The sequence below is a fragment of the Faecalibacterium sp. PGM34 genome (assembly GCF_054456555.1).
This window is the reverse complement of record NZ_CM136898.1, coordinates 2052313-2069178: the sequence shown is the minus strand read 5'-3', so window position 1 is coordinate 2069178 and position 16866 is coordinate 2052313. Positions and strand designations below refer to the sequence as shown.

Genomic DNA, 16866 nt, shown 5'->3' with positions numbered 1-16866 from the left:
AAAAGTTATCTTTTATTGTAAGGAGCGAGCGAGAATATGATTAGAATTTTACTGTCCAAGAGGCTAGGCGAGCTGAAATGGACGCAAGCAGATCTGGCACGCGCCACGGGTATTCGCCCCACTACGATCAGCGATTACTACAACGAAATCGCCGAACGAATGAATCTGAATCACTTAGACCTCATTTGCGAAGCACTAGACTGTAGCCCAACTGAGATATTGGTTCGGGAGCCAAATCCTGAACCGCGTGTGCGAAACCGAACTGGCTTTGAGAAGCCTGTGGCAGACCAAAGGAAAGACGGCGAGTGAGAGAGGGGACAGCGTAAAGCTGCCCCCTTTTTCTATGCCATTGACCTTCCCTGTAAATGGGTGTATTATAATAATGTATCTAACACATGAACAAATCATTTGATAGATAGCTAAATCCTTATGACATCAAATTGACAGCAATCTATCGTGCACTCAAAAACACACAATGGAAATAGTGTGATTTTTGCACGCCGAAGCCGGGAAAATGGACTTGATATAACCAAAAACCAACTTTCCGGAATCGAGCTCGAGTAATCCCCAATAGCACCAACACCCCGGAGGGTTCCGTGAAAACGAAACCTCCCGGGGTGTTTTTATCTTCCGGCCCAATCAAATAAGCTGTAACTTTGAAAGTATCTCCTGTATCAGCGCAAACTCTATGCATTTTGACCACAGTATTTTACACAAAAAAGCCCGAAACCCCTTTCTTCTCTGCCCGCAGGGGAGTATAATAGATTCTGTTGTTTGCAAAATAGGAAAGGGGAAGTATCGACTATGGAATCGAAGCAGAGGCTTCTGGAGCCGCAGCTCGTCCAAACGGGAAGAGCGGATCAGTTCAGCCGTAAGGTGTTCTGCGATGGAATGCGGGATGGCGTGCCCATTGCGCTGGGCTACTTTGCGGTATCGTTTTCGCTGGGTATTGCGGCGCGCAAGGCAGGCTTTACGCCGTTTCAGGGGTTTCTCGTCAGCCTTCTGAACAATGCCTCCGCAGGAGAATACGCCGCATTTGCGCTGATCATGGCAAACGCCACCTATTTTGAGGTGGCAGTCATCACCCTGATTGCCAATGCGCGGTATCTTCTAATGAGCTGCGCACTGGCACAGCGCTTTGCGCCGGAAACGCCCTTCTGGCATCGGCTACTCATCGGCTACGATGTTACAGATGAACTGTTCGGCATTACCATCGCCCGCCCGGGCAGCCTGAACCCGTACTATACCTATGGCGCTATCCTGCTGGCGGCACCGGCTTGGGCTTGTGGTACGGCGCTGGGCATTATTGCGGGCAATCTGCTGCCGCTGCGGGTAGTCAGCGCCCTGAGCGTGGCGTTGTACGGAATGTTTTTGGCCATCATCATCCCGCCGGCTCGCAAAGATCGGATCGTTGCGGTGCTGGTCGTCATCAGCTTTGTACTGAGTTTTCTGTGCAGCTATCTGCCAGGCATCTCGGCGCTTTCCGAGGGCACCCGCACCATTCTTTTGACGGTAGCGATCTCCGGCGCAGCAGCAGTACTGTTCCCGGTCAGGCAGGAGGAAAATGAAAATGACGCATAACAATTATATCTATATTGCGGTCATGGCGCTGGTGTCCTATGCTATCCGCATCCTGCCGCTGACGTTGATTCGCAAGCCAATCAAAAACCGATTTATCCAGTCGTTTTTGTACTATGTGCCCTATGTAACGCTGGCTGTGATGACCTTTCCGGCCATCATTCAGGCAACGCAGAGCCCAGCAGCCGGTGCTGTTGCGTTGGTGGTTGGCATTGCCGCCGCATGGTTTGGCGCAAGCCTGTTTCAGGTGGCTGCAGGCTGCTGTGCCGTAGTGTTCGTGCTGGAATTTTTTATCTGAGACCTCATAACAGGAGAACAAAATGAAAAAGATCCTTGTGACCGGTGCAGGCGGCTTTGTAGGCTCCCGCGTGATGCAGCAATGGGCATGGCGGTATGACCTATGCAGCTTTCCCAAAGGCTTTCTGGCAACAGCAGGGGAGGACGCCGTGCGGCAGGCTGTTTTGCAGCAGCGCCCGGATGTCATTCTGCACACTGCAGCCATTTCGGATACCGGTTACTGCGCCGACCACCCGGAGCAGGCTTACCGCGCTAATGTGGAGCTGCCGGTCTGGCTTGCCCGTGCCGCAGCTGAGACTGGCGCAAAACTGGTGGCTTTCAGCTCGGATCAGGTCTATGCCGGTATAGAGCAGTCCGGCCCGCTGCCGGAAAGTATTCCGCTGCGGCCTGCCAATGTGTATGGGCGGGGCAAGCTGGAAATGGAGCAGCGGGTGCAGGCGCTCTGCCCGAGCGCCGTGTTGCTGCGCGCCACATGGATGTACGACCTGCCGGGCTACCGGCTGCCCATCCGTGTCAATCTGCCGTTGAATCTTTTGCGTGCAGCGCAGCGGGGAGAATCCGTCCACTTTTCTGTCCGGGATTTCCGGGGCATCACCTATGTCCGGCAGGCAGTGGCGCTGTTGGAGTCTGCCCTGACCCTGCCCGGCGGGGTCTACAACTTTGGCAGCGAAAATGCTGAAAACATGGTGCTGACCGCCCGGCAGTTCGCTGAGACACTGGGAATCACGGTCGATATTCAGGAAGCTGACTGGGCACGGAATCTTGCGATGGATTGCAGCAAGCTGCGGGCGCAGGGCATCGTATTTGACACCACACAGGAAGGGTTAACGCGCTGTTTGCGGGATTATGGACTGCGCTGACCACAGAAACGAAAATTTTTCTGTATCGCATAAAAAACAGAGAAAAGCACGAAAAAAGCAGGGGATTCTGTATGCTGCCCGCCCGACAGGGTGGGACAAATCATGCGGAAACCCTGCTTTTTTGCTTATCTACCGGAGAAAAGCTCACTTGTAGGATGCGACAATTTTTCATACAAAAGTCATACTTATTTTACATCTTATCTGCATTTTGCTATAATATTTTCGCTTTTTTTGCAAAGCATCCGAACCGCATAAACCTTTAAAACCTTGAGGAGAGTGGAATTTTTGAAGGAAGTCAAGCTTGAAGAAGCGGCTTATCAGTTTGAAGCCAAAATGTCCCTGCGTCAGGCCATCCCGCTGGGCTTGCAGCATGTCTGCGCCATGTTCGTGGGCAACCTGACCCCGCTGCTGATCATCACCAGCGCCTGCGGCATTGCAGGCGGCGAGTTCGCAGACCTGCAGGTCACCCTGCTGCAAAGCGCCATGTTCGTGGCAGGTATCGTCACGCTGGTGCAGCTGTTCACCATCGGACCCGTGGGCGGCGCAGTGCCTATTATCATGGGCACCAGCTCCGGCTTTATCGGCGTGTTCAACAGCGTTGTGGGCACGATGGGCGGCGGTGTGCTGGCCTATGGCGCGATCATGGGCGCATCCATCATCGGCGGTATTTTTGAAAGCATGCTGGGCTTCTTCCTGAAGCCGCTGCGCAGGTTCTTCCCGCCGGTGGTCACCGGTACAGTGGTGCTTTCCATCGGCCTTTCGCTGATTTCAGTGGGTATCAATTCCTTCGGCGGCGGCAACAAAGCCAAGGATTTCGGCTCTGTGGAAAACCTGCTGCTGGCACTGTTCGTGCTGGTGGTCATCCTGTTCTTCAAACACTGGACTACCGGTTTCCTCAGCTCTTCTGCCATCCTTATCGGCATTCTGGCTGGTTATGCGGCTGCTTTCATCATGGGTTTGGTGCTGCCCACCACTGGCGTGACTGCTGACGGCGTGGAATTCACCAAGGCATGGGTGCTCAACTGGAGCAAGGTGGCACAGGCATCTTGGTTTGCAGTGCCCAAGCTGATGCCGGTCAAGGTGGTATTTGATGCCCGTGCGATCCTGCCGGTGCTGATCATGTTCATCGTTACCGCAGTGGAGACTGTGGGAGACATCTCCGGCGTGATGGAGGGCGGCATGAACCGTGAGCCCTCTGATAAGGAACTGTCAGGCGGCGTCATCTGCGATGGCCTCGGCTCTACCTTTGCCGCACTGTTCGGCGTGCTGCCCAACACCTCTTTCAGCCAGAACGTGGGTCTGGTGGCCATGACCAAAGTGGTCAACCGCATAGCGCTGGCTTCCGGTGCTGTGTTCCTGATCCTCTGCGGCCTGATCCCCAAGCTGGGCGCGCTGATCTCCATCATGCCGCAGGCCGTTCTGGGCGGTGCTGCCGTTATGATGTTCTCTTCCATCGTGGTCAGCGGCATCCAGCTGATCACCAAGGAAAAGATGACCCCGCGCCACCTGACCATCGTGTCTGTGGCACTGGGTGTGGGCTACGGTATGGGCGCCAACAGCGGCATTCTGGCACAGGCTCCGCAGGCCCTCCAGTTGATCTGCGGCGAGTCCGGCATCGTTCCGGCTGCTTTTGTGGCAATTCTGCTGAACGTCCTGCTGCCCAAGAACGATATGGCAGAGTAAAACTTAGTTTTCTAGCCGGGCAAGGGCTTCCAACTGCTGCAACATCTGCGGGGTGTCTGCATCCAGCAGCTCTGCGCTATCTGCAATACAGACAGTGCGCACCTGCGAAGGGTACCTTTTAAGCAGCACGTTGCCGCCTTTGTTTTCCGGCAGGGTGAGCAGCTCCCGAAAGAAGCTGCTTCCAAACAGAACGGGACTTCCGACAAGCTGTGTCGGGTCGTTTTCGACCACGGCTCCCAGACGGAAGATCGCCCGTTCTGTTTCTTTTTGCCATTCTGCCGGGCACGGCTGCACCCGGCAGAAGCACTCTGTCATGGCTTCTACCGTTTCCCGGCGCAGCAGAGGCTGATCCCCGGGCAGAAACATACAGCCGTTAAGCTCCGGCAGCTGCTCCAGCAGCGCCGAAAGCCCCAGCCGAACGGTATCGTTGCGGCCGGGCAGGCAGTGCAGCAGCACCGGGACGCCCTGCGCCCTGCACAGTGCCTGCACTTCCTCCGAGCGGGTCACCACGATGCGGACAGCGATACCGGGTGTGGCGGTAGCCGCAAAAGCCCGGCAGAGCATGGGCTGGCCGCAAAAATCTGCCAGCAGCTTGTTCGCGCCAAACCGGCGGCTCAACCCAGAAGCCATGATCACACAGCCGACCGTAAGAGACTTCTTCATACAAAAACACTCCTTCAACAGCATTTTATAATAGTATTATACCGAAAGCTGTGCTAAAATAAAAGCAGAGATATCGCAGCGATAGAAAAGAGAGGTACTGCACATGATGACGATCCGAGAATACAAGCGGGCAGAAAGTCTGGAGGAAGCGTGGCAGCTGAACCAGAAAAAACCAAACCGCATTTTGGGCGGCATGATCTGGCTGAAGATGGAAACCATCAATGTCGGCACCGCCATCGACCTTTCCGGTCTGGGACTGGATACCATTGAGGAGACCGAGGGCAGCTTTTCCATCGGCGCTATGGTCACCCTGCGCCAGCTGGAACAGCACCCGGGGCTTGCCGCCTACACCCACGGCGCTATGCGCGAGGCTGTGCGCCATATCGTGGGTGTGCAGCTGCGCAATCTGGCGACCGTGGGCGGCAGCATTTACAGCAGGTTCGGCTTTTCGGATGTGCTGACCATGTTCCTTGCCATGGATTGTGATGTGGAACTGTACAAGGGTGGCATCCTGCCGCTGCAGGAATATGCACAGCGCCCCTACGACCGGGACATTCTGGTACGGTTGATCGTAAAAAAGACACCGATGCAGCTTTATTACCAGTCTGTGCGCAACAGTCAGACCGATATCCCGGTGCTGACCTGCGCTGCCGCCCGGATGAAGACCGGCGATTACCGCATCGTGATCGGTGCGCGTCCGCTGCGCGCCGTGCGGTTCGAGCTCCCGGCAGAACCCGCCCTTGCAGCAGAACAGCTTGCCGCGCAGTTTGCCGAAGGCGTAAAGGCGCAGATCGTTACCGGCTCTAATATGCGCGGTAGCGCCGAATACCGCAAGCATCTGGCAGGCGTGCTGACAAAGCGCGCGGTGCTGGAGCTGGAACAGCGTAAAATGCAGGAGGAAAAGTAAATGCAGATCACACTTACATTGAACGGCATCCGGGTGTCCGAGGAGATCGCCCCGGATATGCTTTTGATCGATTTTGTCCGTGCACACGGCTGCAAGAGCGTCAAGCGCGGCTGCGAAACTTCCAACTGCGGTCTGTGCACCGTGTTTATGGACGATAAGCCTGTGCTGTCCTGCTCCGTGCTGGCAGCCCGCGCCGATGGGCACAAGATCACCACGCTGGAGGGCCTGCAGAAGGAAGCTGCCGAGTTTGGTGCCTTTATCGCAGATCAGGGCGCAGAGCAGTGCGGCTTCTGCAATCCGGGCTTTATTATGAATGCGCTGGCTTTATTCCGGGAGCAGCCGTACCCCACTGAAGAGCAGGTGAAGGAATACCTTGCCGGAAACCTGTGCCGCTGCTCCGGTTACGAAGGTCAGTTGCGCGGCATCATGAGCTTTCTGGCATGGAAAAAGCAGAAGGAGGGTGTACAGTGAAAACAGTCAACAAACCGTTCCGCAAAAAAGACGCAATGCAGCTGGTCACCGGCCAGCCTGTCTATATGGATGACCTTATCCCGCAGGGCTGCCTGATCGTCAAGCTGCTGCGCTCGCCCCATGCAAACGCCATCGTCCGCACTATCAACACCGCCGTTGCCAAAAAAGTGCCCGGCATCGAGGCTATCTTCACTTGGGAGGATGTGCCGCAGGATGCCCGCCGCTACACACAGGCTGGTCAGACCTACCCGGAAGCCAGTCCCTACGACCGTCTGCTCATCGACCGCCATGTTCGTTTTGTGGGAGATGTGGTGGCCATCGTAGCAGGTAAAGATGAAAAGTGCGTGGACAAGGCGCTCAAGCTTATCAAGGTTGACTACGAGGTGCTGGAAGCTGTGCTGGATTTCCACACCGCCAAGGATAACCCCATCCTTGTGCACCCGGAGGATAACTGGGAAAGCCTTGCCCCCGTGGGTGCTGACAACAAGCGCAACCTCTGCGCCCATGATGAATGCGGCAACGGCGACATCGACGCTGTGTTGGCCGGATGTGATGTGGTCATTGACCATGTATACCACACCAAGGCCTGCCATCAGGCTATGATGGAGACTTTCCGCACCTATTGCTCCATTGATACTTACGGGCGGCTGAATGTGCTCAGCTCTACCCAGATCGTGTTCCATGCCCGTCGCAACATCGCCAATGCGCTGCACATCCCCAAATCTATGGTGCGTGTTTCCAAGCCCCGCATCGGCGGCGGCTTTGGTGCCAAGCAGACCGCCGTCAGCGAGGTATACCCGGCCTTTGTAACTTGGATGACCAAAAAGCCCTCCAAGCTCATCTTCAGCCGTGTGGAAAGCCAGACGGCTTCTTCGCCGCGCCACGAGATGGAGATGCACGTCCGTCTGGGCGCTACCAAAGACGGCATCGTGAAGGGCATCGACCTGTACACCCTATCCAACACCGGCGCTTACGGCGAGCATGGCCCCACTACTGTGGGTCTGTCCGGTCACAAGTCCATCCCGCTGTACGGCAAGGCCGAGGCTTTCCGCTTTGTCAGTGATGTGGTGTACACCAACCACATGTCTGCCGGTGCATACCGCGGCTATGGCGCTACGCAGGGTCTGTTTGCGGTGGAATCTGCCGTCAACGAGTTGGCGCACAAGCTGAACATGGATCCCATTGCACTGCGCCTGAAGAATACCGTGCAGGAGGGCGATGTGATGCCCGCCTATTACGGCGCTGTGAATACCAGCTGCGCACTGGACCGGTGCGTGCTCAAGGTGCGCGAGATGATCGACTGGGAGCACAAGTATCCCGCCCGGGATATGGGCAACGGCAAGATCCGCGCCGTTGGCATGGGTATGGCCATGCAGGGCTCCGGTATTTCCGGCATGGATGTAGGCAGCGCTACCCTCAAGCTGAACGATGACGGTTTCTATACCCTGATGATCGGCGCTGCCGATATGGGCACCGGCTGTGACACCACGCTGGCGCAGATCGCCGCCGAGGTGCTGGACTGCCCGCTGGATAATATTACAGTCTTTGGTGCGGATACGGATTCTTCCCCCTACGATTCCGGCTCCTATGCCTCCAGCACTACCTATGTCACCGGTAAGGCCACCGAGAAGTGCGCCCTGAAGCTGCGGGAACAGATCTGCAAGCTGGGCGCAGAGCTGCTGGAATGCCCGGCGGATGCCGTGGAGTTTGACGGCAAGGTCGTGTTTGAAAGCGCCGACCCCACCCGGCAAAAGACCCTGTCCGAGATCGCCTTTGCTTCCCAGTTTGGCCATAAGATCCCGCTGGAATTTACCGAGACTCACACCTCGCCCTTGTCGCCGCCGCCGTATATGGTGGGCGCTGCCGAGGTGGAGGTGGATACCGAGACCGGCGAGGTGAAGGTGCTGGAATTTGACGCCTGCGTGGACTGCGGCACCCCCATCAACCCCAACCTGACCCGTGTGCAGGCCGAAGGCGGTATTCTGCAAGGCATCGGCATGACCCTGACCGAGAACATCACCTACGACAAAAACGGCTACCCGGAGGAGAACTCTCTGTTCCAGTACAAGATCCCTGCCCGCAACGATATCGGCCACATCCATGTGGAGTTTGAGAACAGCTACGAGCCCAACGGCCCCTTTGGCGCAAAGTCCATCGGCGAGGTGGTCATCAATACGCCGCTGCCCGCCATCTCGGACGCCATCTACAACGCCATTGGCACCCGCTTCTATGAATTGCCCATCACCCCGGAGCAGATCGCCATGGCAGTTGCAGCAAAGCAGTAAAGGCAGATGCTGAACGAAAAAGAGTTTCCGTTTCTGGCAGAGAAAGGGCATACCGTTTCTCTGGTAGGCGGCGGGGGCAAAACAACTCTGCTGCATGCCATGGCAGACCACTGTGCCTGCAAAGGCTGGCGGGTGCTTGTGATGACGACCACTCGTATCCGTCAGCCTGCTGCCTGTTACGCACCGGACGATGCAGCGCTTACCGCCCTATGGCAAGCGGGTCACTATGCAGTAATCGGAACCCCGGCAGAAAACGGCAAGCTGACCCTGCCGCTGCCGCAGCTTTTGCGCCGGATGGCGCAGGCAGATGCGGTATTTATAGAAGCAGACGGCGCAAAGCGCCACCCCTGCAAGCTCCCGGCGGCGCACGAGCCGGTGCTGCTGCCCCAAAGCGATATCGTTTTGGCGGTGGCAGGGCTTTCGGCGTTGGGCAAGCCCTTGCGGGAGGGCTGCTTCCGTTATGATACCATCCGTCCGCAGTTTTTAGCGGCTGCGCCGGATGCGCCCCTTACGCCGCCCATGCTGGCGCAGCTGCTTGCAAGCACGCAGGGCGGCCGTAAGGCGGTGGGTGACCGGCAGTTTTACGCCGTACTCAATCAGGCTGATACGCCGGAATTGCAGCAGCAGGGCATACAAATACAACAGCTTTTGCGTCAGCAGGGCATACCGTGTGTGCTGACGCATTTTAAAGAGGAAGAACGTGCATGAGCAAGGAAGATAAAATCGTTTTCTGTACCGGCGGCGGCTGCACCGCAAAGCTGGGTGCCGGGGTGCTGAGCCGTATTCTGGAAAAGCTGCCCCGGGGCGAAAAAGACCCGGATCTTCTGGTCGGATATGACAGCCGGGATGATGCCGCAGTCTACCGCATTACGGACAACATTGCACTGGTGCAGACGGTGGACTTTTTTCCGCCGATGGTGGATGACCCCTATACCTTTGGGCAGATCGCTGCCACAAACGCCCTGAGCGATGTCTACGCCATGGGCGGCGAGGTAAAGACCGCCTTAAATCTGGTCTGCTTCCCGGAGGATATGGATCTAAACGTGCTGGGTGAGATTTTGCGCGGCGGTGCCGAAAAGGTGGCAGAAGCAGGCGGCAGTCTTGCAGGCGGGCATTCCATTGCAGACAGTGGGGTAAAATATGGTCTTTCCGTGACCGGCCTTGTAGACCCGCACCGGATGTACACGAACGACACCGGAGTGCCGGGCGATAAGCTGATATTGACCAAGGCTTTGGGTGTGGGGCTGCTGTGCACGGCAAACCGCGTGGGTGAGGCCGCCCCGGAGGAAATGGGAGCCGCCATCCGCTCCATGACCACTCTGAACAAAACGGCGGCAGAAATCAGCCGCAAGTACCGCGTCCACGCCGCTACGGATGTGACCGGCTTTAGCTTTCTGGGGCATCTGCACGAGATGATGGGCGGCAAGCTTTCCTGCGTCATCCATGCAAATGCCGTGCCGGTGCTGCCGGGCGCAGAAAAAGCAGCGGATGCGTTTTTGTACACCGCCGCCGGGCAGCGCAACCGCAACCACACCGGGCCGTTCGTCCGGTTCGAGAACGTAAGCTTTGCCATGGAGGAAGTCCTGTTCGACCCACAGACTTCCGGCGGGCTGCTGCTGGCGGTAGACCCGGCGGATGCCGCGGTACTGGAACAGGCGTTGCGCGCCGCAGGGCTGCCCGCAAGTATCGTGGGCGAGATCCTGCCGAAACAGGAAATTGAAATCACCGTAACAGACAAATGAGAGGAGTAATCAGAATGGCTGAATTTATCAAAGTGGATGCACTGGGCGATGCCTGCCCGTTGCCTGTTGTCAAGGCAAAAAAGGCGATTTCCGAGCTGCAGGGCGCAGGACAGGTGGAGGTTCTGGTGGACAACGAAATCGCTGTACAGAACCTGACCAAGATGGCACAGCAGAAGGGTTATCAGTACAGTGCCGAAAAACTGGAAGAGCGCAAATACCGTGTGCTGTTCACGCTGGGCGAAGCAGAAAGCGCACCGGCAGAGCAAGCCCCTGTCTGCGTACCGGACGCCCGCACGGATACGGTGGTGGCTATTTCCGCTGCCGTTATGGGCGAGGGCAGCGAGGAGCTGGGCAAGACCCTGCTCAAGGCCTTTGTATTTGCGCTGACCCAGCAGGACAAGCTGCCCAAGACCATTCTGTTCTATAACGGCGGTGCGGCGCTGACCTGTGAAGGCTCTGCCATGCTGGAAGATCTCAAGGCACTGGAAGCACAGGGCGTGGAGATCCTGACCTGCGGCACCTGCCTGAATTTCTACGGCCTTACCGAGAAGCTGGCGGTGGGCAGTGTGACCAACATGTATACCATTGCCGAAAAGCTGACGCAGGCCGGGAACGTGGTAAAGCCGTGATCTATCTGGACAACGCAGCCACCACCCTGCATAAACCGCCGCAGGTGGAGCAGGCTATTCTGGAGGCACTGCACACAGCAGGCAACCCCGGGCGCGGTGCACACGAACCCACCCTTCACGCTGCACGGATCGTGTTGGACACCCGTCTGGCGTTGGCAGAGCTTTTCCATGCGCCAGATCCTTCCTGCGTTGTTTTTGCCGCCAATGCGACCATGGCGCTGAACACAGTATTGAACGGCGTGCTGCATCCGGGCGACCATGTCATCACAACGGTATGCGAGCATAACTCCGTTCTGCGCCCGCTGTACCGGCTGCGGGCACAGGGGGTAGAGGTCTCTTTTACCGAAGTGGATACTGCTGCACGGCTGCGCTACGACCAGTGGGAAACCTTGCTGCGCCCCACGACCCGGGCACTGGTGGTGACGGGTGCTTCTAACGTGACCGGCAATGGCACCGACCTTGCCCGCGCAGCGGACTTTGCCCACCGGCATGGCCTGCTGTTCATCGTGGATGCCGCGCAGACTGCCGGTGCACAGCCCATTGATGTGCAGCAGCTTGGTATTGATGCACTCTGCTTTACCGGCCACAAGGCTCTTTTGGGGCCGCAGGGCACCGGCGGGGCTTATGTGTGCCCCGGCCTGCGCGTTGAGCCGCTCCTTGTGGGTGGCAGCGGTGTGCACAGCTTTGACGAAACGCACCCCTTGCAGATGCCCACCGCACTGGAGGCTGGAACACTGAATGTGCACGGCCTTGCAGGGCTGTGTGCCGGGGTGCGCTGGCTGCTGGAACGGGGCGTAGAAAGCCTTGCTGCCCGGGAAAACACCCTTGCCCGCCTGTTTTATGAGCAGGTGCGTACTGCGCCGGGCGTAACGGTATACGGTGATATGACCATGCAACCCCGTGCGCCCATTGTGGCGCTGAACATCGGACAGGAGGATTCTGCCCGGGTGGCAGATATCTTGTGGGAGGACTACGGCATCTGCGTGCGTGCCGGGGCACACTGCGCCCCGCTGATGCACAAGGCGCTTGGCACGACCGAGCAGGGCGTGGTACGGTTCAGCTTTTCCCATTTCAATACTGAGCAGGAGGTGCAGCAGGCAGCGCAGGCGGTTTGCGCACTTGCCCGGGAGCTTTTATGCGAGTAAAACGAAGCTATATCGTGCTTTCCTTCCGTACCACCTTAGAGGCGATGGAGTGGGAAAAGCAATGCCATGCCCGGCAGGTGCCCGGACGGCTGATCCCGCTGCCGCGTGAGATCTCGGCGGGGTGCGGGCTTGCATGGCGTATGCTGCCGGAGGACTGGCAAAGCTGGCAGGCAGCACTGGACCAAACAAGGTTTGATAAGGTAACGCCTGTGGAGCAATAACAGAGGGAGAGGGACACCAATGAACAGACAAACGCTTGCAGACGTTCTGCAAGATACAAACCAGACCGGCAGCTATACGCTGGCTACCGTGCTGGAAGGCGCAGAGACAGGCAGTCAGCTGCTGCTGCGGGACGGCAACGCCGTGTGGCAGACTCGAAATGCCGAACTTTTGCAGCGTCAGCTTGCCGTCCTGCAAGCCTGTACCGCTACGGGCTTTCTGACACTGGACGGGCAGCGAGTATTTGCCGAGCGCTTTGGTGCGGTGCCGCAGTTGGTAGTCTGCGGCGGCGGCCATGTGGCTGCTGCCCTTGTAAAACAGGCAAAGCTTCTTGGCTTGCCGGTGCTTGCCATAGACGACCGGGAAGAATTTGCCCAGCAGCTGCGCGCCGCCGGAGCAGACACCGTGCTTTGTGCCCCCTTTGCACAGGCGCTTCAAAATGTGCCAGGCGGGGCAGAGACCTATTTTGCGGTACTGACCCGCTCCCACGCTTTTGATCTGGATTGCCTTACCCAGATCCTGCAAAAGCCTGCGGCCTATGTGGGCATGATGGGCAGTCGTGGTCGTGCTGCATTGGTGCGCCGTCAGCTGTTGGAGAACAGTCTGGACAGTCAGCGGATCGATGCGCTCTGCGCCCCCATCGGCCTTGCCATCGGCGCGCAGACCGCTGCGGAGATCGCGCTTTCCATTCTGGCGCAGATCGTGCAGGTCAAGAATGCCCGCTCCCAGACCGAGGGCTATCCCATCGCATTGCTGGATGCAATGGTACAGGCAGAAAAAGCCCGCACTCCGGCGGTGCTGGCTACCATTGTTGCGCGGCACGGCTCCACTCCGCGGGATGTGGGCGCAAAAATGCTCATTCTGCCCGATGGCAATACCGTGGGCAGTGTGGGCGGCGGCATTATGGAGCATTACACGGTGCAGGCGGCATTAAAACTGTTGGCACAGGCTGCGCCCGCCCTGCAATGCTTACAGCTTTCGGCTGACGGCAAAAACGAGGACGCAGCCATTGCTGCCTGCGGCGGTTCCATGGAAGTGCTGTTGCAGACACTTTGCCCCGGGGAGGAAACGAAATGAAAAATGACGCTTTGATCATCGTGCGCGGCGGCGGCGACCTTGCCACCGGCACCATCCACCGGTTGTGGAGCGCCGGGCTGCGGGTGCTGGTATTGGAAACGACACAGCCCGCAGCCATCCGCCGTCAGGTGACCCTGTGCGAAGCAGTGTATGAAGGTGAAGCCACGGTCGAAGGACTGCGTGCTGTCCGCATTGAAGCATTAGAGCAGGCACAGTCCGTCTGGGCGCAGGGGGGCGTTCCAGTGCTCGTTGACCCGGAGGGCATCTGTATTGCCCGGGCAAAGCCAGAGGTCGTAGTGGACGCCATTCTGGCCAAGCGCAACCTTGGCACCCGCCGGGATATGGCACCGCTGACCATTGCCCTTGGCCCTGGCTTTGTTGCCGGGAAGGATGTAGATGCCGTGGTGGAGACCAAGCGCGGTCACCGGCTGGGCCGGATCATCCGAGAGGGGAGCGCTATCCCCAATACCGGCATCCCCGGCGTCATCGGCGGGTATGGTGCGGAGCGGGTGATCCATGCACAGACTGCCGGTGTCTTTATGAATGTGCGTAAAATCGGCGATTTGGTGGAGAAGGGCGAGACTATCGCTACTATCCGTACCCCGGAGGGGGAGGAGATCTCGGTTACAGCACAGATCCCCGGTATTCTGCGCGGATTGCTGCGCAGCGGCTATCCGGTCACGCAGGGCTTTAAGATCGCGGATATCGACCCCCGGCGGGAGGAACTTTCCAACTGCTTCCTGATCTCGGATAAATCCCGCTGTATTGCTGGTAGCGTGCTGGAACTTGTCTGTGCGCAGGTGTGGCAGTAAAATCTATATAAAAATAGCCCCTGCCGTTTTGCAAGAAGGTCTGCAAATACGGCAGGGGTTTTATGGTTCTATGTTAGTTGCGGTAGCAGCGATCCTGCCCTACAAGCCAGTTTTCGCACAGGCGTTGGGCTTCCTCAAGACTGCGGCTCTCGCAATCGAAGAAGGCACCGCGCATGGAGCAGTAGGAGTAGTGCACCTTGGGAACACCGTTGCCATCCTTGAAGCGCTCGTATCGTTCTTCACCGGGCATCAGAAAAAGCTGTTCCATGGTTCCTTCTCCTTTGTATTCAAGCAGTCCAAACGTCCGCCGGGCGGCGGCACACAACGCTTGTTATTGTATCACGATGGAGAAAGGTTTGCCATTGCCTTTTTATCCAAAGATACGTCGGCTTTTTCTCTGCGGTTGTGGCAAAGAAGGGCTTGACAAATCATTCATGCAAACTGCGCTCCTTTTCCAATGCTGCTTTCATGCCGTGGATGCGCCCCAGTGCATAGGAGAGCATTGCTGCGCACAACAGGTTCAGCCAGCCGTACCGGAACTGGTTCAGAGAGTTCGTTACGCCCATGATGAGGTTTGCCAAGCAGATCAGGGAAAGCATCCTGTCGATGCGGCTCAGATGCGTCAGATGGGAGTCAATATCCGAGAGCAGCTCAAAACTGCCAAGTTCTGCTTTCCGACGGAAGTACACCCAGTTGACACAACCGCCGATATATTCCGCACCCAGTTCCTTTACAAAGGCGCGGTAATCGCTGCTGGGGTTCATCTCCAAGCGGATGATATACTCGCCCGGTTCGCAGCGCACAAAGGTATAAAAGGAAAACCCGGTATTGTCCAGTACCCATCCCTCCTGCACCATCTCGTTCAGCCAGCGCTCCTCTTTTTCAAAATCCCACACAAAGAAAAGCTTGAAAACGGTTTTCTTTTCCCTCATAAGGCTTCCTCCTTCAGGATGCTCTCACCATTTGCCACAAGCTGCTGCAAGCGGGCAAGCTCGTGCTTTAAAACCTGTACGCCCTCTGCGGTAAGCTGATATTCCTTTTTTCGGCTGCCGCTTTCGGCGGGCAGGGGACGGATCCAGCCTTTTTCGCACAGAGAAGTCAATGCGCCGTACAGTGTCCCGGCGGCAAGATGGACTCTGCCGCCGGAAAGCTGCTCCGTCTGCTGCATAATGCCATAGCCGTGCTGCGGATGGTAAAGAGACAACAGAATATAATAGGTCGATTCGGTCAATGCAAGGCTTTCCATACTGAAATACTCCATGGATTCTATCGAGTGTCTTTATATCGTCAACCGATATATCGTACTTAAAGTATATCGTCTACCGATATACTTTGTCAAGTGTTTTCGGGAAAAAGCTATCAAAAAGCTTTAAAACACAGTTTGTATGGAAAAACCGATGGAACACGGGAAAATATTTTGTGCACTTTTCATAGTTTTCTTCTGAAGATTTTGGTGGTACAATATAGTTATCAAATTCTGCAATTCGGGAGGAGCTCCATGGCGGAAAAGTGTATTGAACTGGATAGTGTAGAGATCGCAGCGGCTGTTTTTGGCAACTGTGACCGGAATATTCGCTTATTGGAAAAAGAGTTTTCTGTTACCGCTGTTTGCCGCGGTACACAGCTGCGCATTTCCGGCGAGCCTGCCAATGTGGCGGCAGCGAACCGCGCTGTGGAGGGAATGCTTCTTCTGATCGAGAACCGAACACCGCTGGAGGATCAGACCGTGCACTACTGTATCAGTCTGGCGCACGATGGCGCGGAGAAGCGGGTAAAGGAGCTGACCGAGGATTTTGTCACTGTCACGGTCAAGGGACGCCCGATCCGCCCCAAAACACTGGGGCAGAAGGAATACCTGAATGCCATCCGCTCCAATGCCATTACTTTTGGTGTTGGCCCAGCGGGTACCGGCAAGACCTATCTGGCCGTAGCTATGGCGGTAAAGGCTTTCAAGGCCAAGGAGGTATCCCGTATCATCCTGACCCGCCCGGCGGTGGAGGCAGGCGAGAAGCTGGGCTTTCTTCCAGGCGACCTGCAGCAGAAGGTAGACCCCTATCTGCGGCCGCTGTACGATGGCCTGTTTGATATGCTGGGTGCAGAGACCTACGAGCGTCTGGTAGAAAAGCAGATCATTGAGGTTGCCCCGCTGGCCTATATGCGTGGACGTACACTGGATGATTCCTTTATCATTCTGGACGAGGCGCAGAACACCACCCCGGAGCAGATGAAAATGTTCCTTACCCGTATGGGTGTGGGCTCCAAGGTGGTCGTTACCGGCGATGTGACCCAGATCGATCTGCCGGGCAGCACCCGCAGCGGTCTGGTGGACGCGCTAAAGGTGTTGAAGGATGTGAACGGCATTGCACAGTGCTACTTTACTGATAAGGACGTTGTGCGTCACCGGTTGGTGCAGGAGATCGTAAAGGCTTACGAGCGCGCCGCGCATCCGGCTGCCGATGCGGAAAATAAAGAAAACAAAAAGAATTCTAAATAAACCC

Annotated in this window: 20 protein-coding genes; 16 read left to right on the top strand and 4 right to left on the bottom strand. The window is 57.0% G+C overall.

The window, feature by feature from the left end; genetic code table 11:
* Window positions 1-36: 36 nt before the first annotated feature.
* The 5 genes from ACXPUX_RS09715 (at window position 37) to ACXPUX_RS09695 (ending at window position 4418) form a co-directional block, all read left to right on the top strand.
* Window positions 37-309: a helix-turn-helix domain-containing protein gene (locus ACXPUX_RS09715; protein WP_112089919.1), complete on the top strand. Its 273-nt coding sequence runs from the start codon at window positions 37-39 to the stop codon at window positions 307-309.
* Window positions 310-804: 495 nt separating this feature from the next.
* A complete protein-coding gene (locus ACXPUX_RS09710) occupies window positions 805-1581 on the top strand; it encodes an AzlC family ABC transporter permease (RefSeq protein WP_458828129.1) in 777 nt (258 codons plus the stop codon).
* Window positions 1571-1876 (top strand): AzlD domain-containing protein, encoded by a 306-nt coding sequence (locus tag ACXPUX_RS09705; RefSeq protein WP_005925791.1) that lies wholly within the window; start codon window positions 1571-1573, stop codon window positions 1874-1876. The genes ACXPUX_RS09710 and ACXPUX_RS09705 overlap by 11 nt, the downstream gene beginning before the upstream one ends.
* Window positions 1877-1898: 22 nt before the next feature.
* The gene (locus ACXPUX_RS09700) at window positions 1899-2735 is read left to right on the top strand and encodes an SDR family oxidoreductase (protein ID WP_458828128.1); all 837 of its coding nucleotides are present in this window, start codon (window positions 1899-1901) and stop codon (window positions 2733-2735) included.
* Window positions 2736-3068: 333 nt separating this feature from the next.
* Window positions 3069-4418 (top strand): uracil-xanthine permease family protein, encoded by a 1350-nt coding sequence (locus ACXPUX_RS09695; RefSeq protein ID WP_458831220.1) that lies wholly within the window; start codon window positions 3069-3071, stop codon window positions 4416-4418.
* 3 nt (window positions 4419-4421) lie between these two features.
* Here ACXPUX_RS09695 and ACXPUX_RS09690 read toward each other — a convergent pair whose 3' ends face one another.
* Window positions 4422-5081 carry a nucleotidyltransferase family protein gene (locus ACXPUX_RS09690; protein ID WP_458828127.1) on the bottom strand — a complete coding sequence of 220 codons (660 nt, stop codon included), beginning with the start codon at window positions 5079-5081 and terminating at the stop codon, window positions 4422-4424.
* A gap of 103 nt (window positions 5082-5184) precedes the next feature.
* On the opposite strand from ACXPUX_RS09690, the gene ACXPUX_RS09685 reads away from it, so the two are divergent.
* Genes ACXPUX_RS09685 through yqeB form a run of 10 tightly spaced genes read left to right on the top strand, consistent with a single transcriptional unit; the run spans window position 5185 to window position 14368 of the window.
* On the top strand, window positions 5185-5988 hold the full coding sequence (locus ACXPUX_RS09685) for an FAD binding domain-containing protein (protein ID WP_458828126.1): 804 nt from the start codon (window positions 5185-5187) through the stop codon (window positions 5986-5988).
* Window positions 5989-6459: a (2Fe-2S)-binding protein gene (locus tag ACXPUX_RS09680; RefSeq protein WP_458828125.1), complete on the top strand. Its 471-nt coding sequence runs from the start codon at window positions 5989-5991 to the stop codon at window positions 6457-6459.
* Window positions 6456-8744, top strand: a complete 2289-nt coding sequence (locus tag ACXPUX_RS09675; protein ID WP_458828124.1) for a xanthine dehydrogenase family protein molybdopterin-binding subunit — start codon at window positions 6456-6458, stop codon at window positions 8742-8744. The genes ACXPUX_RS09680 and ACXPUX_RS09675 overlap by 4 nt, the downstream gene beginning before the upstream one ends.
* A gap of 6 nt (window positions 8745-8750) precedes the next feature.
* A complete protein-coding gene (yqeC, locus tag ACXPUX_RS09670; protein ID WP_458828123.1) occupies window positions 8751-9452 on the top strand; it encodes a selenium cofactor biosynthesis protein YqeC in 702 nt (233 codons plus the stop codon).
* Window positions 9449-10486 carry a selenide, water dikinase SelD gene (gene selD / locus ACXPUX_RS09665; RefSeq protein WP_458828122.1) on the top strand — a complete coding sequence of 346 codons (1038 nt, stop codon included), beginning with the start codon at window positions 9449-9451 and terminating at the stop codon, window positions 10484-10486. The genes yqeC and selD overlap by 4 nt, the downstream gene beginning before the upstream one ends.
* Window positions 10487-10500: 14 nt before the next feature.
* On the top strand, window positions 10501-11115 hold the full coding sequence (gene yedF, locus ACXPUX_RS09660; protein WP_249247615.1) for a sulfurtransferase-like selenium metabolism protein YedF: 615 nt from the start codon (window positions 10501-10503) through the stop codon (window positions 11113-11115).
* Entirely contained in the window at window positions 11112-12260 is a 1149-nt protein-coding gene (locus ACXPUX_RS09655) for an aminotransferase class V-fold PLP-dependent enzyme (protein WP_458828121.1), read from the top strand. Before yedF ends, ACXPUX_RS09655 begins: the two co-directional genes overlap by 4 nt.
* Entirely contained in the window at window positions 12251-12481 is a 231-nt protein-coding gene (locus tag ACXPUX_RS09650) for a DUF3343 domain-containing protein (RefSeq protein ID WP_458828120.1), read from the top strand. The genes ACXPUX_RS09655 and ACXPUX_RS09650 overlap by 10 nt, the downstream gene beginning before the upstream one ends.
* Window positions 12482-12500: 19 nt before the next feature.
* Window positions 12501-13556 (top strand): XdhC family protein, encoded by a 1056-nt coding sequence (locus tag ACXPUX_RS09645; RefSeq protein ID WP_458828119.1) that lies wholly within the window; start codon window positions 12501-12503, stop codon window positions 13554-13556.
* Window positions 13553-14368: a selenium-dependent molybdenum cofactor biosynthesis protein YqeB gene (gene yqeB, locus ACXPUX_RS09640; RefSeq protein ID WP_458828118.1), complete on the top strand. Its 816-nt coding sequence runs from the start codon at window positions 13553-13555 to the stop codon at window positions 14366-14368. Before ACXPUX_RS09645 ends, yqeB begins: the two co-directional genes overlap by 4 nt.
* A gap of 73 nt (window positions 14369-14441) precedes the next feature.
* Here the strand turns inward: yqeB and ACXPUX_RS09635 are convergent, their stop codons facing one another.
* The 3 genes from ACXPUX_RS09635 to ACXPUX_RS09625 form a co-directional block, all read right to left on the bottom strand.
* Window positions 14442-14636: a DUF3873 family protein gene (locus ACXPUX_RS09635; RefSeq protein ID WP_015538508.1), complete on the bottom strand. Its 195-nt coding sequence runs from the start codon at window positions 14634-14636 to the stop codon at window positions 14442-14444.
* Window positions 14637-14796: 160 nt separating this feature from the next.
* Window positions 14797-15300, bottom strand: coding sequence for a DUF2812 domain-containing protein (locus tag ACXPUX_RS09630; protein ID WP_458828117.1), 504 nt, complete (start codon window positions 15298-15300; stop codon window positions 14797-14799).
* Complete coding sequence (locus ACXPUX_RS09625) at window positions 15297-15614, bottom strand: PadR family transcriptional regulator (RefSeq protein WP_458828116.1); 318 nt, start codon at window positions 15612-15614, stop codon at window positions 15297-15299. The genes ACXPUX_RS09630 and ACXPUX_RS09625 overlap by 4 nt, the downstream gene beginning before the upstream one ends.
* Window positions 15615-15866: 252 nt before the next feature.
* Here ACXPUX_RS09625 and ACXPUX_RS09620 point away from each other — a divergent pair, with 252 nt between their 5' ends.
* Complete coding sequence (locus ACXPUX_RS09620) at window positions 15867-16862, top strand: PhoH family protein (protein WP_458828115.1); 996 nt, start codon at window positions 15867-15869, stop codon at window positions 16860-16862.
* The last annotated feature ends 4 nt before the right edge of the window (window positions 16863-16866 follow it).